The following is a 26,148-nucleotide window of genomic DNA, read 5'->3' as shown; positions in this document are numbered from 1 at the left end:
GCCGTGGGTATCCGGGTCGGTCTGGTCTGCCCCTATGCCTGGGACGTGCCCGGCGGGGTCCAGCAGCACGTCGGTGACCTCGCCGAGGCCCTCACCGGCATGGGCCACGAGGTGTCCGTCCTCGCGCCCTTCGGCGGCACCGCACCGGTTCCCGACCACCTCGTCCCGGCGGGGCGGCCGATCCCCGTGCCCTACAACGGGTCGGTCGCCCGGCTCAGCTTCGGGCCGCGCACCGCCGCCCGCGTGCGCCGCTGGATCGCCGAGGGCGGGTTCGACGTCCTGCACGTCCACGAGCCCGCGGCGCCCAGCGTCTCGCTGCTGTCCTGCTGGGCCGCCGACGGCCCGATGGTGGCGACCTTCCACACCTCCAACCCGCGGTCGCGGGCGATGGCGGCCGGATCGAGGGCGCTGCGCTCGGCCCTGGAGAAGTTCGACGCCCGTATCGCGGTGTCCGAGGCGGCCCGCCGGACCCTGGTCGAGCACATGGGAGGCGATGCCGTCCTCATCCCCAACGGGGTGTCGGTACGCTCCTTCGCCGAGGCCGAGCCGCTGCCCGGCTGGCCCGGGGAGGGCGGATCCATCGGCTTCCTGGGGCGGCTGGACGAGCCCCGCAAGGGCCTGGCCCTCCTCCTGGAGGCGTTCACGCTCCTGGCACCCCGCCGCCCGGGGCTGCGGCTGCTGGTGGCCGGCCCCGGAGATCCCGGACCCGCGCTCTCGGCCGTCCCCGAGGGACTCAGGGAACGGATCTCGCTCCTGGGCCGCCTCGACGACGCCGACAGGGTGCGCGCCTACCACTCCGCCGACGTCTTCTGCGCCCCCAACCTGGGCGGGGAGAGCTTCGGCATCGTCGTGGCCGAGGCGATGGCGGCCGGGGCCGCGGTCCTGGCCAGCGACATCCCCGCCTTCACCGCCGTCCTGGACGGAGGCCGCGCCGGCCGGCTCTTCGCCGCCGGCGACGCCGCCGACCTGGCGGCGCAGGCGGCCGACCTGCTGGACGACCCCGCTCGGCGCGCCGAGCTGTCGCGGGCCGCTTCCCGGGCCGTACGCGCCTACGACTGGGAGACCGTCGCCGCCGACGTCGTCCGCGTCTACGAGACGGTCCTGCTGTGGGACGGCATCCGGCACGGACGCCCGGCCGGCGTCCGCCTGGACCCGGGCCTGCGGACCGGGGCCCTGCCCGGGCTCGGTACGAGGAGGGGTGTCTGACGGTGTCCTCCGCCTTGTCCTCCGCCTTCGTGCTCCTTCCGGCCCTGCTGCTCTACGGGGTCTACCTGTGGTGGAGGGCCACCCGGCTGCACCGGCTGCACCAGAGGGTCGAGCTGTCCCGGACCGCGCTGGAGACCGCCCTGGAACGCCGCCGCCGGGCCGCCCGCGACCTGGCGGAGGCGCTCGGCCCCGAGGCGGGCCGGGAACTGGCGGCCGCGGTCGAGGAGACGCTCGCCGGTGCCGACGGCGACCTGGCCGAGAGCAGGCTCTCGCGTGCGCTGCGCCGTGCCGCTGCCGGAAGCGCCGGGAGCAGCACCCCCCGCCGGCGCGCCCTGGTGGCCGCGGCCGGAGACACGGCCAGGTCCCTGCACATGGCCCGCACCTTCTACAACGACGCCGTCGCCGACACCCGCCGGGCCCGCCGCTCCCGGACCGTGCGGCTGCTGCGGCTGGCGGGCGGAGCGCCTCTTCCCGACTTCTACGAGATCGACGACCAGCCGCCCCGCGCCCCTGTTGCCCCGGCGCGCTCCGAGGCCTCGTGAGGAAGCGCTGCGCGGACCGTGTCGGACCGCGCAGCGACAGGCCCGCCCCGGGGAACACCGGTCTGGCCGAAAGTCCCGAAAGGGCGGGAACTAGCATGGTGGCCCGGTAGACCCCGGGTGCGCTGAGCCGACGGCGTCCGCGCACCCCTCGCGCGTACGGCCTCGGCCGCCGGCCCGGGACCGCCGCCACCGGAAGCACCCAGCGGGACAGGAGTCCATCACCGTGGCCGACAACACCACTTCCGACGCCGCCGTCGGTACCCAGCGTGTCAAGCGGGGCATGGCCGAACAGCTCAAGAACGGCGTCATCATGGACGTCGTCACGCCCGAGCAGGCCAGGATCGCCGAGGACGCCGGCGCCGTCGCCGTCATGGCGCTGGAGCGCGTCCCCGCCGACATCCGCCGCGACGGAGGCGTCGCCCGCATGTCCGACCCCGACATGATCGACGGCATCATCGACGCGGTCTCGATCCCCGTCATGGCCAAGGTCCGCATCGGCCACTTCGTCGAGGCCCAGATCCTGGAGTCCCTGGGTGTCGACTTCGTCGACGAGTCGGAGGTCCTCACCCCCGCCGACGAGGTGCACCACATCGACAAGTGGGCCTTCACCGTTCCCTTCGTGTGCGGGGCCACCGAACTGGGCGAGGCACTGCGCCGCATTGCCGAGGGGGCGGCGATGATCCGCTCCAAGGGCGAGGCCGGTACCGGCAACGTGGTCGAGGCGACCCGGCACATGCGCTCCATCCGCGCGGGGATCCGGCGCCTGAGCACCCTGGACGAGGCCGAGCTGTTCGGCGCCGCCAAGGAGCTGCGCGCCCCCTACGAGATCGTCAAGGAGGTCGCCCAGCTGGGCAGGCTCCCCGTCCCGCTGTTCTCCGCCGGCGGCGTGGCCACCCCCGCCGATGCCGCGCTCATGCGCCAACTCGGTGCCGAGAGCGTCTTCGTGGGGTCGGGCATCTTCAAGTCCGGTGACCCCGCCAAGCGTGCCGAGGCCATCGTGCAGGCCACCCTCCACCACGACGACCCCGCCGTCCTCGCCCGAGTGTCCCGCGGCCTGGGCGAGGCCATGGTCGGCATCAACCTGGACGAGCTCCCCGAGAGCCCGCGCTACGCGGGCCGCGGCTGGTAGCGCCACCCGGGCGGCCCTGACCCGCCGCTCCGCCCTTTCACGGACCGACCCGAGCGAGATGCGGATGACCCGACCCACCATCGGCGTACTGGCCCTGCAGGGCGACGTCGCCGAGCACATGCGCGTCCTGGAGGAGTTGGAAGTGCGCACCGCCGAGGTGGTGTCCCCCGGGCACCTCGACGCGGTCGACGCCCTCGTGATCCCCGGCGGCGAGTCCACCGCCATGTCCCGGATTGCCGTCCGGCAGGGCCTGCTGGAGCCGCTGCGGGAGCGCGTCCGCGCCGGGATGCCCGCCTACGGAACCTGCGCCGGGATGGTCATGCTCGCCGACCGTATCCTGGGAGGTGCCGACGGGCAGCGGACCGTCGGCGGGATCGACATGACGGTGCGCCGCAACGCCTTCGGCCGCCAGAGTGCGTCGTTCGAGGCGGCCGTTCCCATCGACGGCCTGGAGGGCGGCGCCTTCGACGCGCTGTTCATCCGGGCCCCCTGGGTGGAGGAGGTCGGGCCGGGTGTCTCCGTCCTCGGCCGCGTTCCGGGCGGTGACGGGGCCGGTAGGATCGTCGCCGTACGGCAGGGCGGCCTGATGGCCACCTCCTTCCATCCCGAACTCACCGGAGACGCGCGCATCCACCGACTTTTCGTCGACATCGTGAAAGGACTCCCATGGCCGGCCACTCCAAGTGGGCCACCACCAAGCACAAGAAGGCCGTCATCGACGCCAAGCGAGGCAAGCTCTTCGCCAAGCTGGTAAAGAACGTCGAGGTGGCAGCCCGCACCGGGGGAGGTGACCCCGAGGGCAACCCGACGCTCTACGACGCCATCCAGAAGGCGAAGAAGAACTCGGTGCCGCTCGACAACATCGAGCGCGCCCGCAAGCGCGGTTCGGGTGAGGAGGCCGGCGGCGCCGCCTGGGAGACCATCATGTACGAGGGCTACGCCCCCGGTGGTGTGGCGCTGCTGGTGGAGTGCCTGACCGACAACCGCAACCGCGCCGCCTCCGAGGTGCGTGTGGCGGTCTCCCGCAACGGCGGCAGCATGGCCGACGCCGGCTCGGTGTCCTACCTGTTCAACCGCAAGGGCGTCGTCATCGTGCCCAAGGAGGGCACGAGCGAGGACGACGTCACCCTGGCGGTCCTGGAGGCGGGCGCCGAGGAGGTCGAGGACATCGGCGAGGCCTTCGAGATCGTCTGCGAGGCCACCGACCTGGTCCCGGTCCGCACCGCGCTGCAGGAGGCGGGCATCGACTACGAGTCGGCCGACTCCAGCTGGCTGCCGACCATGGAGGTTCCGGTGGACGCCGAGACCGCCAAGAAGGTCATGCGCGTGGTCGACGCGCTGGAGGACTCCGACGACGTGCAGAACGTCTACACCAACGCCGACATCCCCGACGAGGTCCTGGCCGAGATCGGCTGACCCGTCCGCGTCGGCGCCGGCGGCCGCACCCCCCCGGGGTGCGGCCGCCGGCGTTCTCATCCGCGGTCCACCTCGCGCAGCAGGTCGCGTACGCGCTCGGGCGCCTCGTAGGGGGCCAGGTGCCCGGCGTCCTCGATCACGTGCACGTCCGTGCCCAGGAGCCGGCGCGCGGGGCTGCCCAGCAGCGCCGGTGTCATGAGGCGGTCGTGGGCGCCTGTGGCCACGACCACCGGCTTGCCCGTCCAGTCGCGGAAGTCCTCGCCGCGCAGCAGACCCGGGACCGGGCAGGAGCGGCAGTGGCGGCCCACCAGCGTGGCCCATCCCGTGAGCGGATGGGAGCCCGAGCCGGCGGGACGGGGCGCGCTCAGCGTGTCGAGCAGGCGGGACCCGGCCCGCCAGGTGGGCGAGATCCGCCAGGCCAGGGAGGCGCGCATGTACTCGGCGTCCGAGGCGGGAGCGGCCAGGCCCGCCGGGTTGACCAGGAGCATTCCCGCCACGAGCGGCGAGGGCAGGGCGGTCAGGGCGGCGGCCGCACCGGTGGAGTGTCCGAGCACGATCACGGGATCGGACGTGACCAGGGGTAAGAGGGCGTCGAGCCAGTCCCCGTAGCCGATCGGACGGGAGGGCCGACGGGAGTCGCTCGTGCCCGGCAGCCCGGGAAGGTCGGCCATGAGCACGGGCCGGTCGGCGGCGAGCACGCGCGCGGCCCCGATCAGGTTCGCCGATCCCAGGAAGGCGCCGGACAGCAGCAGGACCGGCGTCGCGGGGCCGCCCGGCATGGTGTGGACGCGCGTGGGGCGGCCGTCGGCCACCACCGCGCCCAGCGAGCTCAGGTCACGGGCACGGCCCAGTTCCTGCTCGCACCACGAACGCACCGCGATCTCACCGGCATCGGACCGGTAGACACGGGCGGGGGACAGCGTCGGCATCGTTCACCTTCTTGGAAAACAGGGACGCCCCCGGCCGGGCCGGGGACGCTGGAAGAGGTGCGGGTCGGGCACCGAAAGGGCCGGTACCCCAGGGGGGCACCGGCAGGCGGGAACAAGGATGTCAGCGCAGAGGGTCGAGGGCCTCCAGGGCACGCGGGCGCACACCCGTGACGATGTGCTCGGCGAGCAGGCTTCCGGTGGCGGGGCCGTGGGTGAGCCCCCACATCCCGTGGCCTCCGGCGACGTAGACGCCGGGGGTGCGGGTGGCCCCCACCAGGGGGATGCCGTCCGCGGTGACCGGACGGGGCCCCACCCAGGTGTCGGTGCGCTCCTCCCAGCGCACCCCCGACAGGTAGGGGCGGGCCGAGCGTTCGATGGCCTCCACCCGCCGGGGGACGATCTCGTCGTCGGGACCGCGGAACTCCATGGTCCCCGCCACCCGCAGCGCCCCCTGGTAGGGGGTGCAGGCCACGCGGACCTCGGGCAGGTAGACGGGGCCGGTCACCGGCTCCTCGGTGGGGACGGTGAAGGAGTAGCCGCGGCCGGCGCGTACGCCGGCGCGCACCCCGTGCCCGGCGACCAGGCCGTCGAACCAGGAGCCGGTGGCCACCACGACCGCGTCCGAGCACAGCGGCTCGTCGGCGGAGGAGGTGGTGACGACCGCGTTGTCGGCCCGGTGGATGTCGGTGACCTCGAAGCCGGAGCGGATCTCGCCGCCGCGCTCGCGCACCGCCTCGGCCAGGTTGCGCACCAGCGTGCCGGGGTCCACGTAGCGCTGTCCGTCCAGGCGGACCGCGGCCTCCACACCGGTGGAGGCGTGGGGCAGGAAGGCACGTGCGTCCTCGCCGCTGAGGGCGGCGTGCTCGATGGTCAGGCCCGAGGCGCTGATCCGCTCCAACTCGCGCAGCAGGCCCACGGCCGCGCGCGGGGAGCGGAAGAGGGCGGTGATGGGACTGGACGTGGCCGTGGTCTCCACCCCGCCCTTGTACAAGGCGTCGAAGGCGTCCAGGGAGTCGGTGTTCAGCGGCAGGTTGGCGCGCACGGCGCGCTCCCAGGCGTCCCAGCGGCAGTGCGCGGCGAAGCGCAGCAGGAACATCCACAGCCCCGGCGACGCGGTGGCCGGTACCGACAGCGGCGCGTTGGGGTCCAGCAGGGCGCGCATGCCGTAGCGCAGCACCCCGGGTTCGTTGAGGGGGATGGCCAGGCCGGGGGAGACCCATCCGGCGTTGCCCCAGGAGGCTCCGGCGGCCGGCTCGTCGCGGTCGACCACGGTGACGCGGACACCGTGCTCCTGGAGGAACCAGGCCGTCGACAGTCCGACCACACCCGCGCCCACGACCAGTACGTGCCGGACCTCGCCCGCACGTCCCGTATTCGCCATCGCCCCTGGTCTCCCTAGTCTGTGTACGCCGGTCCGCCCACCACCATGCTTCCTTCCCGCGCCGGGGGTCTTGTCGACACGCCACAATCGATCCGAGCGTTTCTGTGTCGCGCATACAAGCTGGGCGGACGGGGCTCGGGAAGGCATCGCTACCCTGTCCCGATGACGCTGCTCAGACCGACCTACCGCACCTCCGACGGCGAGCGCATCCCCGGAAGCGTGCGGAACGTGTTCATTTGCAACATGGGCACCTACTTCCTCACGGACCTGGTGGTGTACGCCGACGGGCTGGTGGACTGCTGGGGACTGATGACCCTGGAGGAGTTCGCGGCCAAGCTGGAGAGCGGTTGGGTGGCCACCGAGTTCGAGGAGGGCGCGGAGGGCTCCCTCCACGGGATCGTCGCCTGGCGGTTCTCCGAGCCGGACTCCTACATCGACGCCGAGTCCCTGCTGGCCGAGGTCCGGGACACGGTCGAGGAGCTCAACGGGCGCCCCGACTCCTCCGGGCGCTGCCTGGAGGCCCTGGACGCCTTTCTCGCCGATCCGACCGAACCGAACCGGGCCGCGCTCCGCAAGGCCTATCTGGAGATCCCCCCGACACAGCGGCGCTACGTGCTGGGGGACATGGACCTCAAGGACGGCCCTCTGCGGGCGCTGGTCCACGGCCCCGGCGGCACCGACCCGCTGGGGGGCCGGGTGATCACGGAGGAGTACTACGAGGGGGCGCTGGAGTACTTCGCCGAGCGGAAGAGGGGAGCGGCGGAGATCCGGCGCCGGGACGGGGTCGACGAACCCCGTGAGCGGCGTGCCGCCGCGATCACGCTGGAGCAGCGTTTCTTCCCCGACGTATGGCCCGACGATGCCGGTGTCCTGGTGCTGCGCAACGAGTGCCCGGCGCCGATCGAGGTCGACGGCGCGGTCCACCGCACCGTGTGGCACGCCTACTGGGCGCTGGCCACCGACGACGAGCGGCGGCGCGAGCAGATCCGGCTGGCCCCGAACGGGTACCAGGCGCAGCGGCTGGGCCGGGAGTCCCCGCGGCGCGGGGACTGGGCCGACGTCCGGCTCGCCGTGATGACCCGCCTGCTCAGGGCCAAGTTCGACCAGCACCCGGAACTGGCCGAGGTGCTGCTGGCCACAGGGAACGCCACGCTGCTCTACAACGAGGGCGACTCCCCGTTCTGGGGCGGGGGCGGACGCAACTGGCTGGGCCGGCTCCTGGAGCTGGTCCGCGCCGAACTGCGGGCGGCCCGCCCGGATCGGTGACCTCCCCGGACGCCGGCGGCACCGCGGCCTCACGGAGCGGCGGGGATCCGGGCGTCGGCGCGGGTCGGTCCCGAGAACACCGCCTCCAGGGGGAGGCCCAACGCGCCGGCGAGCGCGGACGCGGGATCGTCGGGGGCCGCGGACAGCACCGGCCGGGCCCCTTCCAGGGCGGCGGTGAGCCGGGCCTGGCGGTCCAGGTCGGGGGAGGTGCCGGGGGAGAGGGCGAGCGGGGTGCCGTCGGCGCCGGTGTAGGCCGTGCACCACCGCAGCCGCCCGTGTGCCCGCGCGGGGGCGTCGGCGTGCGTCACCACCAGTGCGTCCACCCCGCCGGTGGCCTCCAGCGCGTACCGGTGGGCCACCAGGTCCAGGTGGCCCACCCGGAAGGCGCCCTGCCACGGGTGCGTCCCGTTGTGCCGCTCGGTGAGCAGCGGCGCCAGCTCCGGGTCCTCGCTCACGAACGGGCCCGCGCCGTGCCGGGTGGTGTAGGTGCGCAGCACCCCGATCCGGCGGGCGTCGCCCGGCCGCCCCGCCTCGGCCAGCAGCGCCAGCGGGTTGGCGGTGGTCGTGGTGGACCACGTGGTGTACGGGTGGAAGCCGTGCCACTCGTCCAGCAGTACGCCCTGCGCCCCTTCGAACACCACGGGGTCGCGGGCGAGCAGCCGGGGCAGGTACTCCTCGTCCACCAGCCGCACCCGCCGGGCGAACGCCAGATAGGCCTCCAGGCACTCCTGCGGGTCGGGGTCCTCCTCGTCCCCCGCGTCGCCGAGCGTGCGGCGCACCGCGTCGAGGTGGTCGGCCAGACGGCGCAGCTTGCGGCGCAGCACGGCGGGGTCGGCGCAGTCGCCGACCGTGGGCGCGTCCTCCGGCCGGGCCAGCGAGTAGGCGACCGCCTCGCCCACGCCCATGCCGCACGAGCCGTGGCGTCCGCGGCCCCGGGCCCGCTCCCGCGCCCGGTTGGCGGCCTGGTGCCACGGGGTGGCGATCAGGGCCCGCCGGTCCACCGTCACCAGGGAGAAGGGGTCGGCGACGCCGAGCGAGGCCAGGTGGACGGCCTCGGCGGCCAGGGCGAACGGATCCACCACCGCGAACCGCGACAGATGGGTGGGCACCGGCCCGCCCGGGGCCAGGGTACCCGCGCCGAACTGGGCGAAGGTGTGGTGGCGGCCGTCGGGGGTCACCACGTTGTGCGCGGCCTGGGCGCCCCCGTTGGCGCGCACGACGGCACCGTAGCGCCGTCGTGCGCACAGCAGGTCGACCGTCACGCCCTTGCCGGCGTCGCCGAAACCCAGGTCGGTGACGACGACGTGCTGGTCGGCCCGTCGTTCGGCAGCGGTGCTCACAGCCGCTCGACCCCCGCGCCGCCGGGCGTACCGGGCAGCCGGCCCGAGCGCACCACCGACCCGCGCGCCTCGGCCAGGGGCCGAAGCGCCCTGCCGACGACGTCGCCCGCCTCCGAGCCGGCGTCGGCCAGGTCGGCCAGCCCCCGGTCCAGGTCCACGGCCTCCTCGGCCATCCCGATGGTGACCGCGATGGTCTCCGACACCGCGTCCAGGTCCTCCAGGTGGATGACGTTCTGGCCCAGGTGGGTGTCCCAGAAGCCGCGGATCTCGTCGCTGAGGTAGTGGGCGCTGCCGCTCGGCATGACGAAGTACACCTCGAACCTGCTCCGCAGCTCGGCGAGGATCACCGGGAAGGGGATGTCCTCGGTGAGGTCGTCGCCGATCACCGAGCGCACCTCCCGGGCCTTGACGGCGCCGTAGGCCCTCTCGTCGCCGATGAGGAACAGGTAGCCGCGGCGGCCGCGCTTCTCCAGGCAGTCCATGGAGGTGTGCCGGGCCATGAAGTACATGGCCAGCTCGTAGGACTCGGTGTTCTGGCCGCCTCCTCCGCCCTCGAGCACGATGTTGCCCAGGTCGTCCTCCAGCTCGTTGCCGGACTCGAACTGCCCCACCTGGAGGGGGACGCGGTCGCAGGTGGCGTCGCCGACGGCGCCGAACAGGATCTGGGGGTGCTCGACGTAGCCCTTGCGCAGGAGCAGGCCGAACAGGTCGGGCAGCTTGCGCTGGAGGGTGCGCGGAACGCGACCCATCGAGCCGGTGACGTCGAACAGGACGGAGACCGCCAGCGACTCGGGGTGCGCGTCGGAGTCGCGGCTCTCGCGGAAGGCCACCCCCCGGGGGTCGAGGGTGGGGTGGGCCTTCCAGGACGAGCGGGGGACGCCCGACAGGACGTCGTCGGTGTAGCCGAAGTCGCTGCGTCCGGCCGAGGCGTTGTAGGCGCGGCGGGCGCGGTAGGCGTCGGTGGACCAGTGGCTGCTTCCCATGGTTTCTCCTTCTTCGCCGGGGACGTCTTCTCGGAGACGTCCTCTCAGGTGCGGGGTTTCGGGGGTCGGACGGGGGAGGGCATGTGGAAGGGGCGGAACCGGCGCGGGCCGTAGAGCCGCTCCAGGGCCTCGTCGAGTTCGCCGAGCACGGCGAATCCGTCGGAGGGGCGCCGTTCGGGTGCGGGCAGGGTGCAGCCGCGGGCGAAGGCGCGCAGTGCGCGGGGCAGGCGGCCGGCGGTGACGTGCTCGATGCACCGGGTCGCCATGAAGATGTCGGTCTCGGGGCGGGCGGGGCGGCGCGCGGCCACCTCGGGCGGGTAGAACTCCTCCCGGCCGGGCACCGTCGCGGGGATGTGCGGGGTGCTCCCCGGTGCGCCCGCGGCCACCGAGCAGCACCAGCCGACGAGGACCAGTCCGTGCTTCTCGGGGTGGATGAGCACGTGCTCGGGCACGACCGCGCCGTGCACGACCCCGGCCGCCGCCGCGGCGCCCAGCGCGACCAGCAGGCGGCGCCACATCCAGGCGGCGTCGCGCGGGTCGATGCCGCCGGGAAAGGCGCGGCGTACCTCGTCGAGGCCGCGGAAGCCCTCCAACCGGTCCAGGACGTTGACCCGCCGCTCGGTCCCGGTCCCGGGGTCGCGGTGGCGGAAGCTCTCCACCAGTTCGGGGAAGAAGGCGCGGGCGCGTTCGGGCCCGTGCTCGCGGATCCGGCGCAGGGAGGCGGCCTCGGCCTCCATGAGGTCGTTGTCCCGGGGGGAGCGGGGCACCTTGAGCAGGACCTCGTGCCGGACGCCGTTCCTCTCGTGGTGCGCGGGGTGGAGGTCGGCGACGTGCCCGGAGAGGGGCGGCTCCCCGCTCGTGCGGTAGGTGCGCTCCCGGGTGACGAGGGTCTGCTCGGCGACGCCCGCCCTCCCGGTGGCGGCGGCGCGGTACCGCGCCCACAGCTCCGCCAGGCGGAGGAAGGCCTCCGCGCCCCGGCCGTCCCCTCGCGCGGTGTCGGGGTGCAGCAGCAGGGCGAGCCTGCGGTAGCGGGCGGTCGCCTCCGGGGGGACGGTCCGGCCGTCCGCGGGGAGGGGGCCGAACAGGTCGGTGGGGGCGGTGGCCGCGGACAGCGCGCGCAGGGCGTCCTCGCGGCCGTGGACGGGGGCGGTCACGGGGACCTCCTTCCGGTTCACTGCGTACTGCGCAGCAGGGGAGGGTGGAGGGTGGCGGCGCCGCCCGCCCGGTAGAGGCGGGGGCGGCGTCCGCCGCCCGTGCCGCCGCGCTCGGCGAGCTCGCCGGTGTCCTCGACGAAGCCGGGGGTCGCGAGGATCTTGCGGTGGAAGTTGGCGGCGTGCAGCTCCCGGCCCCAGACGGACTCGTACACCCCGCGCAGCTCGGTGATGGTGAACACCGGCGGGAGGAAGGCCGTCGCCAGGGAGGTGTACTCCAGCTTGGAGCGGGCGCGCTCGACGGCGTCGGCGAGCACGCGGTCGTGGTCGAAGGCCAGTGCGTGCCGGGACCGTCCGCCGATGCCGTGGCCGAGTTCGCGCAAGGGGACCCAGGCGGCCTCCTCGATGCCGCGTCCGCGGTGCGGTTCGGGCAGGTCGGGAGCCATGAGCAGGTAGGCCACCGAGACCACGCGCATGCGCGGGTCGCGTCCGCGTGCGCCGTAGGTGGCCAGCTGCTCCAGATGGAGGGGGCCGGGCAGCAGGGTCTTCTCCGACAGGACGCGCAGGGCGGCGTCGGGGAGGTCGTCGTCGGCGGGCCCCTGCGGGGTGTCCTCCGCCCGGACGAACCCTCCGGGCAGGGCCCACCGGCCGCGCTGGGGGTGCTCGCCGCGGCGGACGAGCAGCACGTGCGGCTCCCTGCCCCGTCCGGCGGTCCCGGGTCGGATCGTGAGCGCGGCGACGTCGACGGTGACCGCCACGGGTGCGAAGGCGTGCGGGTCGTAGCCGGCGAGGAAGCTGCCCTCGTCCCCGCCCGCCGCTCCGCCGTCCTCGGTCGCCATGTCCGCCTCCGTTTTTCTCAAGCTGAGTGTTTCTCTGAATGAGTGCAACTTAGCGCGGGTTCGCCCTCGCGTCCACCGCCTTTTCGCGGCCCGGTTCCACTAGCATGGTGCGAACTGGCGTTCGAGAGCGATGGGGTGTGGAGCGTTGCGCGTGCTGGGGATCGACCCGGGACTCACCCGCTGCGGCATCGCCGCGGTCGACGGGTCGATCGGGAGGCCGCTCTCCCTCGTGGGGGCCGACGCCCTGCGCACCAGCCCCGACGCCGACCTGCCCCAGCGGCTCCTGGGCATCGAGCGGGGCATCGAGGAGTGGATCGACCGGGTCCGCCCCGACGCCGTCGCGGTCGAGCGCGTCTTCGCCCAGCACAACCTCAGCACCGTCATGGGCACCGCCCAGGCCAGCGGGATCGCCCTGGTCTGCGCCGCCCGCCGCGGCCTGCCCGTCGCCCTGCACACCCCCAGCGAGGCCAAGGCCGCCATCACCGGCAGCGGGCGCGCCGACAAGGCGCAGGTGGGCACCATGGTGGCGCGTATCCTCGGACTGGACAGCCCTCCCCGGCCCGCCGACGCGGCCGACGCCGTCGCCCTGGCCATCTGCCACATCTGGCGCGGCGGGGCCCAGGCCCGCGTCGCCCAGGCCCAGCAGGACTTCGCCCGCAAGGTGGAACTGGCCCGGCGCGCCCGCGGCCGGTGACCTCCGCCCCCAGGAAGGAGAAGGGCACCGCCGGTGCCCGTACAAGATGATCGCGTTCCTCACCGGCCGGGTGGCCGCCCGCGGCGCGGGCAGCGCCGTCCTCGACGTGGGCGGGGTCGGCATGTCCGTGCAGTGCACCCCCAGCGCGCTCTCGCGCCTGCACGTGGGCGAGACCGGCACCCTCTCCACCAGCCTCGTCGTGCGCGAGGAGTCCCTCACCCTCTTCGGGTTCGCCGACGACGACGAGAAGCACCTGTTCGAGCAGCTCCAGACGGCCTCCGGGGTCGGACCCCGCCTCGCCCTGGCCATGCTCTCCGTGCACAGCCCCGCCGCCCTGCGCCAGGCCGTCGCCACCGAGGACACCGCGGCCCTGACCCGGGTCCCCGGCATCGGCAAGAAGGGCGCCCAGCGGATCGTCCTCGAACTGCGCGGCAAGCTCGACGCCCCCGTGCTCACCGACGGCACCCTCCCGCCCGCGGGCGGCTCCGCCGCGGCGGCCGGACCGGTCGGGGCCTGGCGCACCCAGGTCGTCTCCGGCCTGGTCAACCTGGGCTGGTCGGCCAAGGACGCCGAGGCGGCGGCCGCCGCCGTCGCCGATGAGGCCGAGGAGACCACCGACGTCGCCGTCCTCCTGCGCAGCGCCCTGCGCAGGCTCAGCCGCGCCTAGGAAAGGAGGAGGACCGTGTACGACCCCGACGACGGGCCCCACCACCGGCGCGAGGCCGTCTCGCCCGAGGCCGGGATCGACGAGCACCAGATCGAGGGGGCGCTGCGCCCGCGCGCCCTCGACGAGTTCGTCGGCCAGGAGCGGGTGCGCGAACAGCTCTCCCTCGTGCTCGACAGCGCGCGCCGCCGCGGCCGCGCCCCCGATCACATCCTCATGTCCGGCGGGCCCGGTCTGGGCAAGACCACTCTGGCCATGATCATCGCCGCCGAGCTCGGTGCGCCTCTGCGCATCACCTCCGGTCCGGCCATCGAGCGCTCCGGAGACCTGGCCGCCGTGCTCTCCACCCTCCAGGAGGGAGAGGTCCTCTTCCTCGACGAGATCCACCGGATGGCCCGCCCCGCGGAGGAGATGCTCTACGTCGCCATGGAGGATTTCCGCGTCGACGTCGTCGTCGGCAAGGGGCCCGGTGCCACCGCCATCCCCCTGGACATCGCGCCGTTCACACTGGTGGGGGCCACGACCCGGGCGGGCATGCTGCCCGCGCCCCTGCGCGACCGCTTCGGCTTCACTGCGCACATGGACTTCTACACCCCCGAGGAGCTGGAGCGGATCCTGCACCGCTCGGCGGGCCTGCTCGGCGCACCCCTGGACGACGACGCCGCCCGCGAGATCGCCGGCCGCTCGCGCGGCACGCCCCGCATCGCCAACCGGCTGCTGCGCCGGGTCCGCGACTACGCGGAGGTGCGCGGGGGCGGTGCCATGGACCTGGAGAACGCGCGGGCCGCGCTGGACCTGTACGAGGTCGACGCGCTCGGCCTGGACCGCCTGGACCGGGCCATCCTCGACGTCCTCCTCCACCGCTTCCGGGGCGGCCCCGTGGGCCTGTCCACCCTGGCGGTGTCGGTGGGGGAGGAGGCCGAGACGGTCGAGGTCGTCGCCGAACCCTTCCTGGTCCGGTCGGGCTTCCTGGCCCGCACCCCGCGCGGCCGGGTCGCCACGCCGATGGCCTGGCAGCACATGGGCCTCACACCTCCGCCGGACGCGGCCTTCGGTGCGGCAGCGGCGGCCGGGGGAGGCGCGCCGGCCTCTCCGTGAGGGGGCCGAACCGTTAACACTCCGATCCCGGGCGGTGGGGAATCGGTGACCGCCGCCACGTAGTCTGGCACGAACCGGTCAGCAGTCCCAGGAGTGTTATCGGGCACCGGCGGAACGAGTTGGGCCCCCGCTGCGTTGTACCTGCGGGTACCGCTCCGAGCAGGTCGGCACCCGGTACCAAGAGCGTGGCCGCTGCCCCGTCCGGGCGGTCGGCCACCGACCACGTCGTCAGGAAGGACGCCCCCGTGCAGGGCCTTTACCACTTCGCCGCCGAGGCCGACCCCGCCGCCGGCGGCGGGATCTTCGGCATGCTGTTCCCGTTCCTGCTGATGCTTCTCGTGTTCTGGCTCCTCTTCTGGCGCCCGGCCCAGAAGCGCCGCCAGCAGGAGGCGCAGATGCAGAACGCCCTGGTCCCCGGGGTCGAGGTCATGACCAAGGCCGGGATCTACGCCACCGTGATCGAGGTGCAGGACACGGACATCGTCCTGGAGATCTCTCCGGGCACCCGCATCCGCATGCTCAAGGCCGGTGTGGGCGACGTCCTCACCCCGCAGGCCGACGACACCCCGGTCGAGGACCGGCCCGACTTCGGCGACGACGACAAGCCCGGCAAGGACTGACCCGGCCGGATTTCCCAGGGGCGGTCCGCGGCCTCCGGCCGCCGCCTTCGGAGGACGGCCGCGACCGCAGCGCCTCTCCGGGGCGGGAACGGCGTCCCACCACAGGTTTCGGTACCGGCCCCGGCGGGGCCGGTACCGCCATGACATCAGAAGGTCCGATCCACACATGGCCCACGACACCACGATCGCGGACGGCGCCGCGGCCCTGGAGCTGATCCAGGCCCACATCCGCGACGTCCCCGACTTTCCCCGGCCGGGTGTCCTGTTCAAGGACATCACGCCGCTGCTCAACCACCCGCAGGCCTTCGCAGCGGCCGTGGCCGGACTCGTCGACCCCTTCCGGGCCGGGGGAGTGGACCACGTCGTCGGCCTGGAGGCCCGGGGGTTCATCTTCGGGGCGCCGGCCGCCCTGGCGCTGGACGCCGGCTTCGTCCCGGCACGCAAGGCCGGGAAACTGCCCGCGGACACCCTCGGCCAGGCCTATGATCTGGAGTACGGGACCGCGGTCCTGGAGATCCATGCGGACGCGATCACACCCGGCAGCCGCGTACTCGTGCTCGACGACGTGCTGGCCACCGGCGGCACCGGCAGGGCGGCGGTGGACCTGGTGCGCAGAGCGGGTGGTACGGTCGTTGGATTCTCCGTCCTGATGGAGCTCTCCGCGCTCCCGGGGCGGGAGAAGCTGTCCGACGTGGAGCTGCACGCTCTCCTCTCGGTCTGAGTCCCTTGCCGATCCGCACCGCCGCCGTTCCCAGGAATGCGCGGGGGCGCCTCGCCGTTGAAGTGATCCCGTACAAGGCGTGACGTGCATGTGACTTACGTCACAGGCGCTTCCGCGGTCCGGGGCACGGCGCGGACACCTGACTGTTCCCGGGGCGAGGGGGAAGAATTCGGGACGGGGGACCGCGGCGGCCACATCGAGGACCGGCCCTGACAGACGCACGTGTACCGGTGCGGACGGGCGGCGCTGACGACGCCCGCGCCGGCCGGGAGGAACCGCGGGAGGTAGGCATGCCAGGCGAAGTGGTCTCGACCGGGGCGACGCGCGTGACACACCGGGACGCCTCCGAGGCCTCCCGTGCCGAGACACCGGCCGCGCACGAGGGCGGCCGGCCCGGCACGCCCGCCGCCCGGACCGGGAACGAGGAGGGCGCCGCTGTCCTGGCGGCGCCCTCCGACGTCTCCGGGACGGGTGCGACGCGTGCGGACGCCCTCTCCACCACGCCCTCCACCGTGCGAGTACGCAGGAGGCTCGCCCGACTCGGCGCCCAGCGGGGAGTGACGATGAACCCGGTGCTCGAACCACTGATCAAGACCGTGCGCGCCACCCATCCGAAGGTGGACGTACGGCTCATCGAGCGCGCCTACGAGGTGGCCGCCCACCACCATCGCCACCAGAAGCGCAAGAGCGGCGACCCCTACATCACCCACCCCCTGGCGGTGGCCACCATCCTCGCCGAGCTGGGCATGCAGGAGGCCACCCTCGCCGCCGCCCTCCTCCACGACACCGTCGAGGACACCGAGTACTCCCTGGACGAGCTGCGCGCCGACTTCGGCGACGAGATCGCCGAACTGGTCGACGGTGTCACCAAGCTCGACAAGGTCAAGTACGGCGAGGCCACCCAGGCAGAGACGGTCCGCAAGATGGTCGTGGCCATGGCCCGCGACATCCGCGTCCTGGTCATCAAGCTGTGCGACCGCCTGCACAACATGCGCACCCTGCGCTACCTGCCCGCCAAGGCCAAACGAGAGAAGAAGGCCCGCGAGACCCTGGAGATCTACGCCCCCCTCGCACACCGCCTGGGCATGAACACCATCAAGTGGGAGCTGGAGGACCTGGCCTTCGCCACCCTCTACCCCAAGCGCTTCGACGAGATCGCCCGCCTGGTGTCCGAGCGCGCGCCCCGCCGCGACGTCTACCTCCAGGAGGTCGTCGAGGCGGTCTCCGACGACCTGCGCGAGGCCAAGATCAAGGCGACGGTCAAGGGCCGGCCCAAGCACTACTACTCGATCTACCAGAAGATGATCGCCCGCAACTGCGGCTTCGAGGAGATCTACGACCTCATCGCCGTGCGGGTCCTGGTGGACAGCGTCCGCGACTGCTACGCGGCCCTGGGCAGTATCCACGCCCGGTGGAACCCGGTGCCGGGGCGGTTCAAGGACTACATCGCGATGCCCAAGTTCAACATGTACCAGTCGCTGCACACGACGGTCATCGGTCCCTCGGGCAACCCGGTCGAGCTGCAGATCCGCACCCGGGCCATGCACCGGCGCGCCGAGTACGGCATCGCCGCGCACTGGAAGTACAAGGAGGACCGCAACAGCAAGGGCGCCGAGAAGCCCAAGGGCACCTCCGACATGGCCTGGCTGCGCCAGCTCATCGACTGGCAGCAGGAGACCAAGGACCCGGGCGAGTTCCTGGAGTCGCTGCGCTTCGACCTGTCGGTGCAGGAGGTGTTCGTCTTCACCCCCCGGGGTGACGTCATCTCCCTGCCCCAGGGCGCCACCGCGGTCGACTTCGCCTACGCCGTGCACACCGAGGTCGGACACCGGACTGTCGGCGCCCGCGTCAACGCGCGCCTGGTGCCGCTGGAGAGCGAGCTGCACAACGGCGAGACCGTCGAGATCATCACCTCCAAGGACCCCGACGCCGGGCCCAGCCGCGACTGGCTGGGTTTCGTCAAGAGCGCCCGCGCCCGCAACAAGATCCGGCACTGGTTCACCAAGGAGCGCCGCGAGGCCGCGATCGAGCTGGGCAAGGACGAGATCGCCAAGGTCATGCGCAAGCAGGAGCTGCCGGTCAAGCGCCTGTTCAGCGGAGAGGCCCTCATCGGCCTGGCCGGCGACCTGCGCTATCCCGACCTCGACGCCCTCTACGCGGCCGTCGGCGAGCGCCAGATCAGCGCGCAGAGCGTGGTGAGCAAGCTCGTCGAGTCGATGGGCGGGCTGGAGAGCCACACCGAGGACATCGCCGAGTCCGCGCTGCCGACCCAGACCCGCAGCCGCCAGCCGGGCAACCCCGGTGTGTCCGTGGAGGGCGACGCCGACGTGTGGGCGCGCCTGTCCAAGTGCTGCACCCCCGTCCCCGGCGACGACATCGTCGGTTTCGTGACCCGGGGCCACGGGGTGTCGGTGCACCGGGCCGACTGCGTCAACGCCGCGACTCTCGACGACGACCGCAAGATCCGGGTGGAATGGTCGCCCACGGAGGACTCCTTGTTCCTCGTGGCGCTGCAGATCGAGGCCCTGGACCGCTCCCGGCTGCTGTCGGACATCACCCGGGTGCTGTCGGACCAGCACGTCAACATCCTGTCGGCCACCGTTCAGACCAGCCGCGACCGCGTCGCGCAGAGCCGCTTCACCTTCGAGATGGCCGACCCCGCCCACCTGGGCAGCGTCCTGCGCGCCGTCCGCAACGTCGACGGCGTCTACGACGTCTACCGGGTCCGCAACTGACCCGGGTCCCGCCGCGCCGCGGCCCCGGCCCCCGCGCGGGGACCGGGGCCGCGGCGCCGGTCAGATGCGGACGGTGGTCGAGCGCACGATCTCGAACACCGGGTGGCGGTCGGCCTCGGCCGTGAAGGCCTCCTCCGGTGCCTCGGGCGGTGCCTCGAAGTAGGGCGCGACCACGGCGGTCCGCGGAAAGGCGACGTACTCCCGCAGGACCGGGCCGGCCTCCTCGGGTGCCAGCTCGCGCACACTGACCAGTTCGATCCAGCCGCCCTGGCGCAGGGTGGCGAAGCCGTCCGCGCGGATGTTGCGCACCCAGCCGACCTCCCCGTAGGGGGAGACCAGGAAGCGGCCGCGGTCGCTGTCCAGCACGCTGACGGGAGTGGTGCGCAGGAAGCCCGACTTGCGCCCGCGCGTCGTGAGCAGGTGCACCTCGGACGGGCACACGCCGTACTTGACGAAGCCGCCGATCACGGCGTTGGCCACCCGCCGCAGCCGCGTCATCTCGAACCGCTTGGTCGGTTCGTCCACCATCTGGCTACTCCCTTGGTCGGATGCCCCCATTGTGGTGGCTCCCGGGCCCCGGCGGCACGGGGCCCGCCCGAAAAGGCCTACCTGAAGGCGGAGACGCCCGTCACGGCCTGGCCGATGCTCAGCGCGTGGATCTCCTCGGTGCCCTCGTAGGTGGCCACCGTCTCCAGGTTCACCATGTGCCGCATCACGGGGTACTCCAGGGTGATGCCGTTGGCGCCGTGCACCGACCGCGCCGCGGCCGCCACCCGCTGGGCGGCCGCCACGTTCGCGAACTTGCCGAAGCTCACGTGGTTGTGGTGCGCCCTGCCCTCGTCCTTGAGCCGGCCGATCCGCAGCGCCGTCATACCTGCGTGGTTGACGTCCACGACCATGTCGGCGAGCTTGCGCTGGGTCAGCTGGAAGCCCGCGATCGGCCGGCCGAACTGCTCGCGGCTCAGCGCGTACTCCAGCGCGGCCTCGTAGCAGGCGCGGGCCGCGCCCGCCGCCCCCCACACGATGCCGTAGCGGGCCTCGTTGAGGCAGGACAGCGGTGATCCCAGCCCCCGGGAGCCGGGCAGGACCGCGTCGGCGGGCAGCCGCACTCCCTCCAGGACCAGTTCGGAGGTGATGGAGGCGCGCAGGGACAGCTTCTTGTGGACGGTGTTGGCCGAGAACCCCGGCGTCCCGGCGGGCACGACGAAGCCGCGGATCCCCTCGTCGGTGGCGGCCCAGACCACGGCCACGTCGGCCACCGAGCCGTTGGTGATCCACATCTTGGTGCCGTCGAGGACCCAGTCGGAGCCGTCCCGGCGGGCCCGGGTGCGCATGGAACCGGGGTCGGAGCCCGAGTCGGGCTCGGTCAGGCCGAAGCAGCCGATCGCCTCGCCGGCGGCCATCCTCGGGAGCCACTCGCCCTTCTGCTCCTCGGAGCCGAACTTGTGGATCGCCGCCATCGCCAGGGATCCCTGCACGGACACGAAGCTGCGCAGGCCGGAGTCGACGGCCTCCAGCTCGCGGCAGGCCAGGCCGTAGGCGACGGCGCCGGACCCGCCGCAACCGTATCCCTCCAGGTGCATGCCGAGCACACCGAGGTCCCCGAAGGCCTTGGCGAGGCCGCGCGGGTCGGGCAGCGTCCCGGCCTCGAACCAGTCGGCCACGTTCGGCAGGAGCTCGCGCCGGGCGAAGGTGCGCACGGCGTCGCGCACGTCGCGCTCGGTGTCGGACAGATCCGAGTCCACGGCCAGGAAGTCGTGCGGGTCCGGTGCGGGAGGCTTGCGGTGGTCGCTCATGGGCGGTGTTTCCCTTCGTGCTTCGGTCGGTGGGGAGGCAGGTCGGCCTGCTGGGCGGCACCGCGCCCGACCATCGCCTCGATCATGTCCGGTGCCAGGTCCAGCTCGGTGAGCACCTCGCGCGAGTGCTGTCCCAGCAGAGGCGGGGCGGTCATCGGGGCGGGAGAGCCCTTCAGGCGGAATCCGGCGCGCACCTGCTCGATCAGGCCGGCCGTGGGGTGCTCGACGGTTCGCAGGACGTCGTCGCCGGCGGCGTCGGAGCTGCGCAGCGCGTCCAGCACCCCGCGCACCCGGCCCACGGGGACCCCGGCCTCCACCAGCAGCGCTAGCCAGTGCTCGGCGGGCCGGGTGCGCAGGGTCGCCCCGATCTCGCCGACCAGCTCCTCCCGGTGGGCCACCCGGCCGGGGTTGGTGGCGTAGCGCGGGTCCTCGGCCAGGTCGGGCCGCTCCAGGGCCCGGCACAGCCTCTGGTAGAGGCCGTCGTTGCCGGCGGCGACGACGATCTCGCCGTCGGAGGTGGGGAAGGCCTGGTAGGGGACGATCGTGGTGTGGGCGTTGCCGGCCCGGGCCGGCTCCGTGCCGGTCACGAGCGCCTGCTGGGTGAGGTTGACCAGGCCCGAGAGGCTGGAGTTGATCAGGGAGACGTCGACCTGCCCGCCCTGACCCGTGGCGCGGGCCCGCATGAGCGCGCCCAGGATGCCCACGGCGGCGTTGAGCCCGGTCAGCACGTCGGTGACGGCCACGCCCACCTTGCTCGCGGGCCCCTCGGCCGGACCGGTGGACGCCATCAGCCCGCTCTCGGCCTGCACGACGATGTCGAACCCCGGACGCGTGGGCGGCTCGTGCTCGGGGCCGAACCCGCTCACCGAGCAGTAGACGACCGCGGGGTTGCGGGCGCTCACCGCCGGATAGCCCAGGCCGAGGCGCTCGGCCACGCCGGGCCGGAAGTTCTGGACGACCACGTCGGAGCGCGCGCACAGCTCCTGGACGGCGGCCAGCCCGTCGGGGTCCTTCAGGTCCACGGCCAGGCTGCGTTTGTTCCTGTTCACCGACAGGAAATAGGCGGCCTCCCCCGAGGAGCCCGCCCAGGGCGGCCCCCAGGCGCGGGTGTCGTCGCCGCGGCCGGGCTGCTCCACCTTGACCACCTCCGCGCCCATGTCGGCCAGGAGCATGGTGGCGTAGGGCCCCGCCAGGATCCGGGACAGGTCGGCGATCCGCACGCCCGCCAGCGGCAGGGGGCTGTCGGTCTCGGTCACTGGTGCGCCTCCTCCTCCGTGCCGGGTCGCCGCCGCGGGGACCCCGCACCAGGAGTTCCATGCCCGGCGGGCGGCCGGGGAAGCCGAACACCCGCGACGCGAGGGCGACCGGGGACCAAGTATGTCCTCCTCCGCCGCCCGCGGCGGCCTCGGGTGCCCCCGAGACAGTGGTACCGGACGAGGAGGAAGGACCGGTACTCGGGGGCGAGTTGTCTTGTTTTTCGCCTTTCTTCTTTTTTGTGTTCTTTATGGCGGTTTGCAGCCAAAGGCTGGGAAAAGTGGTGGCGCAGTGCCCGGCAAAAGATGAAATGTGGCACATATGGCACACCCATGTGCTGGGAATCACTTTCCCTGGCTGTACCATCAGCCGTTGACGGCAAGGCGCGTGCCGCGGATCCGACCGGTCCCCGGGGGCGCGCTCTGCCTCCCGCGAGCGAACCGGCTGGGGGAGCGACAACGTGACGGACGTCCGAGGAACCAAGGCGGGACTGCTCGCGGCCGTGAGCAGAGGCCGGTTCGGGCTCCGGGGACGGCGGACCCGCGTCGTCGGCCTGAGGAACTCGGCAGAGCCCGATCCCGCCTCCGCCGAGCGCACCCGCGTGCACCAGGCCTTCCTCGGCCGGGTCGTCGCCTACCTGTGCGCCGACGCGGGCATCCGCCAGTTCGTCGACTGGGGCTGCCCCGTCCCGGGAACCGCCGAGCGCATCCGCGCGGCCGCACCCGAGGCCTCCGTCGTCCACATCGCCCCGGCAGGCACCTCGGGGGTGCTCTCCGCGGCCGACACCGCCGTGGTCGCCGCCGACGGGGCCGGTGTCCCCGCCCAGCTGGACGAGCTCACCGCCCGCGGGCTCCTGGACCTCGACGAGCCCGTCGCCGTCCTCATGACCCGCCCCTTCGCCGCAGGCGAGCCGCCCGAGGGGATCGCCGACCTGTACCGGGCCATGCGCGGGGGCGGCTACCTCGTCCTGTCCGCCGCGGTCCCGCACCGGGAGCTCGTCCGGGCGCTGGGCCCCTTCGCCCCCGTCGACCCCGGTGCCGCCGACATCACCTGGTGGCCCTACCCCGACGAGGACGTCTCCGCCCGGGGGAGCGGGACCCTGGGCGCGCTCGGCCGCGCCCCGGCCCGCCGCCCCCGCTGACCCGGTGCGGAACCGCCTTCCTCAGACCACGTGCAGGGGGTCGACCCGGACCTGGGCCAGGTGCTCGTCGCGCCGCGCGCTGCGCGCGGAGGCGGCGGCCTTCAGCGCCCGTGTCAGGGCGCCCACCCCGCCGCGCGGTACCCGCAGCAGGGCCCGCTCCACCGGCCGGGTCTCGCCAGGGCCCTCGGCGCGGCCCTCGACCGGCACCGGCCCCAGGAGCTCGACACCCTCCGGAAGGTCGATCTGGTCGAGCAGCTCGCGCACGTGCTCGGGAGCCCCGGTGACCGAGGCCATCGACACCGCCGGCGGAAAGCCCAGCTCCCGGCGCTCGGCCAGCTCCCGCTCGGCGAACCCCGCCGGGTCCCAGCGCACGAGCGACTGCACCACCGGCAGCGTTGCCTCCGCACACACCACCACCGTGCCACCGGGCCGCACCAGCGCCGACGCGTTCAGCCACCGCCGCAGTGCCTCCTCCGAGGCGCGCAGGTCCGCGCGGTTGAGCAGCGCCCAGCCGTCCAGCAGCACCGCCGCGGCGAACCCGCCCTCGGCCGAGGGTTCGGCGCCCGGCGTGGACACCACCAGCGAGGGGGAGTCCGGAACCCGGTCCAGGACCTCGTCCCGGCCGGAGGTGCGCACGGCCAGCGACGGGAACGCCCGTCCCAGTTCCTCCGCGGTGCGCCGGGCGCCCACCACGGTCGCGCGCATCCGCGCGGCACCGCACTCGGGGCACGCCCACTGCCCCGCCATCCGGCCGCACCAGCCGCACGAGGGCAGGGCATGGGCACCGCGCACGGCCAGCGGGCCGCGGCAGGTGCCGCAGCGCGCCGGCTCGCGGCACCGGGCGCACGCCAGCGTGTTGAGGTAGCCCCGGCGCGGCACCTGGAAGAGCACGGGACCGGTCCGGGACGCCTCCCGGGCCACCCGTAGTGCCAGGCTGGGTATCCGCGCGGTCCGGGCGGCCCCGTCCCGGGCCAGTTCGCGGTCGTCACCCGCGGCCCGCACGATCGGTGCGCGCCGGCGCAGGGTCGCCCGGTCGGCTGAGAGCGGCAGCGCCCAGCCCGACTCCACCAGCATCTGCGCGTCGGTCGTGCGGGTGTGGCCGCCGATCAGCATCCCGGCCCCGGCCCTGTGGGCGCGCATCGACAGCACGGTGCGCGCGTGCGGGTAAGGGGCGTGCGGTTCGGCGTGGACGTCGTCGCCGTCGTCCCAGAGCACCGCCAGGCCCAGGTCGCGCACCGGCGCGAAGACCGCCGCCCGGGTGCCCACCACGACCCGGACGCGGCCGCGCAGCACCGACAGCCACCGCCGGTAGCGCTCCGCCGGACCCAGCCCGGCCGTCAGCGCCACGTGCCGTCCCTCGCCGAGCCGCGCGGTGAGTGCGGCGTCCACGGCCTCGACGTCACGTCCGCCGGGCACCACCGCCACGGTTCCGCGACCGGCGGCCAGGGCCGCGTGCGCCGCGGCGGCCACGGCGTCGGCCCATCCGCCGCCCGGCAGCGCGTTCCACACCGCCCGGGCGGGGCGGCCCTCGCGCAGCGCCTCCAGGAACGCCTCGCCCTCGGGGTAGTCCGACCACGGCCCGGGCCCCTCGTCGCCGGGAGGCCCGGCAGCGGCCTCCCCCGGCTCCTCCTTCTCCACGCGGGCGTGGCGCGGCGGGATCGCCAGGCGCAGGACGTCGCTGAGCGTGCCGGCGTAGCGGTCGGCCACCGCTCGGGCCAGGCCCAGGACCTCGGGGGTCAGGACCGGCTCGGGGGAGACCACCGCGTCCAGGTAGGCCAGCCGGCCCGAGAACTCCGAGCTCTCCACCCGCTCGACGAGAAAGCCGTTCAGCTTGCGGTTGTTGAACCGCACCCGCACCCGGCATCCCGGCACCGCCGCCTCGTCCATGTCGGCGGGTACGCGGTAGTCGAAGGGCCGGTCCAGGTGGGGCAGCGGCGTGTCCACGACCACGCGGGCGACGGGCAGGTGCTCGGCGGGCCGGCGCGGGGACGGGCGCTCGGACCCCTTCTTCTCCGGAGCCTGTGCGGGCAGGTCGAACAGGGCCCCTCCGGGTTCACCGGGCTGTGCTGTCATCGGTCCCAGGTCTACCAGAACCCCCCGACACCTTTCCCGCGCCGCGGCGCCCGCGCCGCCCGGCGGCTGGTAGAACTGGAGACCCAGTGCCCACAGAGAGGGCCGCGGCCGACGGGCACGCGCTCCCCGCGGGCCGGGGGGTCCTCGGGGCGATGAGGAGGGGACCATGAAACTCGTCTTTGCCGGAACACCGCAGGTGGCGGTGGCGTCCCTGCGGGCGCTGCTCGACTCCGACCACGAGGTCGCCGCCGTCGTCACCCGTCCCGACGCCCGCTCCGGGCGGGGCCGCAAGGTCTCGGCGAGCCCCGTCGCCGAACTCGCCGAGAGCGAGGGCATCGAGGTCCTCAAGCCCGCCAAGGCCTCCGACCCCGAGTTCCTGGAGCGCCTCACCGAGATCGCCCCCGACTGCTGCCCCGTGGTCGCCTACGGCGCCCTCCTGCCCCGGGAGGCCCTGGACATCCCCCGCCACGGCTGGGTCAACCTGCACTTCTCCCTGCTGCCGGCCTGGCGCGGCGCCGCCCCCGTCCAGCACGCGATCATGCACGGCGACGACGTCACCGGGGCCTCCACCTTCCGCATCGTCGAGAAGCTCGACGCCGGCCCGGTCTTCGGCACCCTCACCGAGACGGTGCGCCCCACCGACACCAGCGGCGAGCTGCTCGACCGCCTCTCCGTCTCCGGCGCCGAGCTGCTGGTGCGCACGCTCGACGGCATCGCCTCCGGGCAGCTCACCCCCGTCCCCCAGCCCGAGGCCGAGGTCTCCTACGCCGCCAAGATCGACTCCGAGGACGCCGAGGTCGACCTCACCGCCCCGGCCATGCGCGTGGACCGCCTCGTCCGGGCCTGCACGCCCGCACCCGGCGCCTGGACCACGTTCCGCGGAGCGCGTCTCAAACTCGGCCCGGTCACCCCCGTCACCGACGCCGACACCCCGGCGCTCGAACCGGGCCAGGTGCACGCCGACAAGAAGCGCGTCCTCGTCGGCACCAGCACCCACCCCGTCCGGCTCGGCGAGGTGCAGCCTCAGGGCAAGCGGGCGATGGCCGCCGTCGACTGGGCCCGCGGCGTGCGTCCCGCCGAGGACGACCGCATGGGCCGCTGAGCTGCCGTAGTCTCACACTGGCGGGGCGTTTCTCTTTCCGCCCCGCCCGTCCAGATCCCCGGTTCCCG

The 26,148-nt window shown here is 73.8% G+C and carries 24 protein-coding genes; 14 read left to right on the top strand and 10 right to left on the bottom strand.

Features of this window, described 5'->3' with window-relative positions:
• The first annotated feature begins 3 nt into the window (after positions 1 to 3).
• From FHS13_RS17170 to FHS13_RS17150, 5 genes are all read left to right on the top strand, one after another.
• Positions 4 to 1,206, top strand: coding sequence for a glycosyltransferase family 4 protein (locus FHS13_RS17170; protein ID WP_343065066.1), 1,203 nt, complete (start codon positions 4 to 6; stop codon positions 1,204 to 1,206).
• A 2-nt stretch (positions 1,207 to 1,208) separates the two neighbouring features.
• Entirely contained in the window at positions 1,209 to 1,748 is a 540-nt protein-coding gene (locus FHS13_RS17165; RefSeq protein WP_343065065.1) for a hypothetical protein, read from the top strand.
• Positions 1,749 to 1,965: 217 nt separating this feature from the next.
• Positions 1,966 to 2,877, top strand: coding sequence for a pyridoxal 5'-phosphate synthase lyase subunit PdxS (gene pdxS / locus FHS13_RS17160; protein ID WP_425491180.1), 912 nt, complete (start codon positions 1,966 to 1,968; stop codon positions 2,875 to 2,877).
• A 64-nt stretch (positions 2,878 to 2,941) separates the two neighbouring features.
• Complete coding sequence (gene pdxT / locus FHS13_RS17155; protein ID WP_184292940.1) at positions 2,942 to 3,631, top strand: pyridoxal 5'-phosphate synthase glutaminase subunit PdxT; 690 nt, start codon at positions 2,942 to 2,944, stop codon at positions 3,629 to 3,631.
• Positions 3,544 to 4,293, top strand: coding sequence for a YebC/PmpR family DNA-binding transcriptional regulator (locus tag FHS13_RS17150; protein WP_184292939.1), 750 nt, complete (start codon positions 3,544 to 3,546; stop codon positions 4,291 to 4,293). The genes pdxT and FHS13_RS17150 overlap by 88 nt, the downstream gene beginning before the upstream one ends.
• Positions 4,294 to 4,349: 56 nt before the next feature.
• Here FHS13_RS17150 and FHS13_RS17145 read toward each other — a convergent pair whose 3' ends face one another.
• Both FHS13_RS17145 and FHS13_RS17140 read right to left on the bottom strand, forming a co-directional pair.
• On the bottom strand, positions 4,350 to 5,222 hold the full coding sequence (locus tag FHS13_RS17145) for an alpha/beta fold hydrolase (RefSeq protein ID WP_184292938.1): 873 nt from the start codon (positions 5,220 to 5,222) through the stop codon (positions 4,350 to 4,352).
• 121 nt (positions 5,223 to 5,343) lie between these two features.
• Entirely contained in the window at positions 5,344 to 6,603 is a 1,260-nt protein-coding gene (locus FHS13_RS17140) for an NAD(P)/FAD-dependent oxidoreductase (RefSeq protein ID WP_184292937.1), read from the bottom strand.
• A gap of 162 nt (positions 6,604 to 6,765) precedes the next feature.
• Here FHS13_RS17140 and FHS13_RS17135 point away from each other — a divergent pair, with 162 nt between their 5' ends.
• On the top strand, positions 6,766 to 7,869 hold the full coding sequence (locus FHS13_RS17135) for an NADAR family protein (protein ID WP_184292936.1): 1,104 nt from the start codon (positions 6,766 to 6,768) through the stop codon (positions 7,867 to 7,869).
• 29 nt (positions 7,870 to 7,898) lie between these two features.
• Here FHS13_RS17135 and FHS13_RS17130 read toward each other — a convergent pair whose 3' ends face one another.
• Genes FHS13_RS17130 through FHS13_RS17115 form a run of 4 tightly spaced genes read right to left on the bottom strand, consistent with a single transcriptional unit; the run spans position 7,899 to position 12,182 of the window.
• A complete protein-coding gene (locus tag FHS13_RS17130) occupies positions 7,899 to 9,209 on the bottom strand; it encodes an adenylosuccinate synthetase (protein ID WP_184292935.1) in 1,311 nt (436 codons plus the stop codon).
• On the bottom strand, positions 9,206 to 10,192 hold the full coding sequence (locus tag FHS13_RS17125; protein ID WP_184292934.1) for a hypothetical protein: 987 nt from the start codon (positions 10,190 to 10,192) through the stop codon (positions 9,206 to 9,208). The genes FHS13_RS17130 and FHS13_RS17125 overlap by 4 nt, the downstream gene beginning before the upstream one ends.
• Before the next feature lie 44 nt (positions 10,193 to 10,236).
• Positions 10,237 to 11,346, bottom strand: coding sequence for a J domain-containing protein (locus tag FHS13_RS17120; RefSeq protein ID WP_343065064.1), 1,110 nt, complete (start codon positions 11,344 to 11,346; stop codon positions 10,237 to 10,239).
• Positions 11,347 to 11,363: 17 nt separating this feature from the next.
• Positions 11,364 to 12,182, bottom strand: a complete 819-nt coding sequence (locus FHS13_RS17115) for an NUDIX hydrolase (RefSeq protein ID WP_184292932.1) — start codon at positions 12,180 to 12,182, stop codon at positions 11,364 to 11,366.
• 145 nt (positions 12,183 to 12,327) lie between these two features.
• Between FHS13_RS17115 and ruvC the strand changes: the two genes are divergently transcribed.
• From ruvC to FHS13_RS17085, 6 genes are all read left to right on the top strand, one after another.
• On the top strand, positions 12,328 to 12,876 hold the full coding sequence (ruvC, locus tag FHS13_RS17110; RefSeq protein WP_184292931.1) for a crossover junction endodeoxyribonuclease RuvC: 549 nt from the start codon (positions 12,328 to 12,330) through the stop codon (positions 12,874 to 12,876).
• Between the two features lie 46 nt (positions 12,877 to 12,922).
• Positions 12,923 to 13,543 (top strand): Holliday junction branch migration protein RuvA, encoded by a 621-nt coding sequence (gene ruvA / locus FHS13_RS17105; RefSeq protein ID WP_184292930.1) that lies wholly within the window; start codon positions 12,923 to 12,925, stop codon positions 13,541 to 13,543.
• A gap of 15 nt (positions 13,544 to 13,558) precedes the next feature.
• A complete protein-coding gene (gene ruvB, locus FHS13_RS17100; protein ID WP_184292929.1) occupies positions 13,559 to 14,638 on the top strand; it encodes a Holliday junction branch migration DNA helicase RuvB in 1,080 nt (359 codons plus the stop codon).
• Positions 14,639 to 14,883: 245 nt separating this feature from the next.
• On the top strand, positions 14,884 to 15,258 hold the full coding sequence (gene yajC / locus FHS13_RS17095) for a preprotein translocase subunit YajC (RefSeq protein ID WP_343065068.1): 375 nt from the start codon (positions 14,884 to 14,886) through the stop codon (positions 15,256 to 15,258).
• Positions 15,259 to 15,424: 166 nt separating this feature from the next.
• On the top strand, positions 15,425 to 15,979 hold the full coding sequence (locus FHS13_RS17090) for an adenine phosphoribosyltransferase (RefSeq protein ID WP_184292928.1): 555 nt from the start codon (positions 15,425 to 15,427) through the stop codon (positions 15,977 to 15,979).
• 563 nt (positions 15,980 to 16,542) lie between these two features.
• On the top strand, positions 16,543 to 18,714 hold the full coding sequence (locus FHS13_RS17085) for a RelA/SpoT family protein (protein WP_184293010.1): 2,172 nt from the start codon (positions 16,543 to 16,545) through the stop codon (positions 18,712 to 18,714).
• A gap of 60 nt (positions 18,715 to 18,774) precedes the next feature.
• On the opposite strand, the gene FHS13_RS17080 is transcribed toward FHS13_RS17085, so the two are convergent.
• From FHS13_RS17080 to FHS13_RS17070, 3 genes are all read right to left on the bottom strand, one after another.
• Positions 18,775 to 19,242 (bottom strand): nitroreductase family deazaflavin-dependent oxidoreductase, encoded by a 468-nt coding sequence (locus FHS13_RS17080; RefSeq protein WP_184292927.1) that lies wholly within the window; start codon positions 19,240 to 19,242, stop codon positions 18,775 to 18,777.
• A gap of 77 nt (positions 19,243 to 19,319) precedes the next feature.
• Entirely contained in the window at positions 19,320 to 20,510 is a 1,191-nt protein-coding gene (locus FHS13_RS17075; protein WP_184292926.1) for an acyl-CoA dehydrogenase family protein, read from the bottom strand.
• Positions 20,507 to 21,766 (bottom strand): CoA transferase, encoded by a 1,260-nt coding sequence (locus FHS13_RS17070; protein WP_184292925.1) that lies wholly within the window; start codon positions 21,764 to 21,766, stop codon positions 20,507 to 20,509. Before FHS13_RS17070 ends, FHS13_RS17075 begins: the two co-directional genes overlap by 4 nt.
• Before the next feature lie 458 nt (positions 21,767 to 22,224).
• Here FHS13_RS17070 and FHS13_RS17065 point away from each other — a divergent pair, with 458 nt between their 5' ends.
• Positions 22,225 to 22,905, top strand: a complete 681-nt coding sequence (locus tag FHS13_RS17065) for an SAM-dependent methyltransferase (RefSeq protein ID WP_184292924.1) — start codon at positions 22,225 to 22,227, stop codon at positions 22,903 to 22,905.
• A 21-nt stretch (positions 22,906 to 22,926) separates the two neighbouring features.
• Here FHS13_RS17065 and FHS13_RS17060 read toward each other — a convergent pair whose 3' ends face one another.
• Positions 22,927 to 24,978, bottom strand: a complete 2,052-nt coding sequence (locus FHS13_RS17060) for a primosomal protein N' (protein WP_184292923.1) — start codon at positions 24,976 to 24,978, stop codon at positions 22,927 to 22,929.
• A 166-nt stretch (positions 24,979 to 25,144) separates the two neighbouring features.
• On the opposite strand from FHS13_RS17060, the gene fmt reads away from it, so the two are divergent.
• Entirely contained in the window at positions 25,145 to 26,080 is a 936-nt protein-coding gene (gene fmt / locus FHS13_RS17055) for a methionyl-tRNA formyltransferase (protein WP_184292922.1), read from the top strand.
• Positions 26,081 to 26,148: the final 68 nt, after the last annotated feature.

Source organism: Nocardiopsis algeriensis, assembly GCF_014203695.1.
GTDB classification, from domain to species: Bacteria; Actinomycetota; Actinomycetes; order Streptosporangiales; family Streptosporangiaceae; genus Nocardiopsis; species Nocardiopsis algeriensis.
The sequence above is the reverse complement of the archived record's forward strand: the minus strand, read 5'-3'. Positions and strand labels throughout refer to the sequence as shown.